Origin of the sequence: Yersinia sp. 2542 StPb PI, from assembly GCF_048593855.1 — a bacterium.
GTDB classification, from domain to species: Bacteria; Pseudomonadota; Gammaproteobacteria; order Enterobacterales; family Enterobacteriaceae; genus Yersinia; species Yersinia enterocolitica_E.
The window spans coordinates 1-1154 of sequence record NZ_JAZGQA010000413.1; the positions used below are offsets into that span (position 1 = coordinate 1).

A 1154-nucleotide genomic window follows, 5' to 3' on the forward strand; every position below is an offset into this window, starting at 1 on the left:
ATTATCACTGTAGTTACTGCGATGGTAGGTAAAGCTAATCGCCGAAGGTTGGTCAGTGCCATCATTCAATAATGAAAGGCACGAGGACTCTATTAACGCCTTACCCTTACTTAATTTATTATAAGCCATCAGTGATTGAGTTTCTGCATCATAATAAATATGATTCCTACCTTCTTTATTTCCCAAATAGATATAGGTATCATCTGGTTGGTCCAACCGATGGGTTATTACCTCACGTTGGTCATTTACCCCCCTGGATTCAAGCGTTTCCTTATATTGTAATAATGGTCTGACTGCCTTTTCCTGCCACGTTTCAATAGTAGACGCATCAAACCATAGAGTGTATTTATCCACGGTTCCCTGCTGAAAATGTTGTTCCCTGCCATGTAGAATATTAATCGGGCTAGTATGTAAGCTCACATAGAAACCGATTTGATCTAATGATAACGCGGTACCCGTCCCTTGATTGACTAATCTTATTTCATTTTCTACCACCTGAGGGAACCAATACTGGCCAGAATTATTAAAATCACAATAGGTAAATGCCACATCAGCATCAAGCTGGGAACTACGCCGAACCACCGGTGACAAACAGTAAAGGTTGCGATCAAACCCTTGCCCGATAAAGGCCGTCATTATCTGCCCTGCATGACTATAAAAGAAGTAAGAACTTTGTCCATCAGCACCAATAGGCTGACTTTGCTTGGTTAAAAAGATGCTATGACCATTGTTAACATAATAATCATAGCTGAAATATTTTTCAGCGAAAATGTCTGAATGGTAATTGAATGTCACCCTCTTATTCTCAGGATATAAATTCTTTGGTAATACACGATAAGAACTGATGTCTGCTGTTAATCCATACTGCGCCAACTCAGCCGCATTGGTGCTTTTATAAAGCGTAGCAGACTTCCCCAAAAATGAATAATCACTAAAAACCTCAACCCGTAAATTTAGCGGAATTTTTATTGATGCAATATTATTATTCCATTGGCTAAATAGCCATTCATCCTCGGTATAATAAGGCACGCAAAATTTTGTGCCGTCCTCCTTTTCAGAATAATTATCTTTTGAATAAAAACAGACATTATCTTCATTATTATGCTCTGCCATTGTGGATATTGATATAAAGACACAAGGAACAATCAAAATAC

1 pseudogene is annotated in these 1154 nt (G+C 38.2%); it reads right to left on the reverse strand.

Annotation, left to right across the window (positions count from 1 at the left end):
* Positions 1-1152 (reverse strand): annotated as a pseudogene (locus V1952_RS21990) (hypothetical protein); the annotation flags it as partial.
* Positions 1153-1154: the final 2 nt, after the last annotated feature.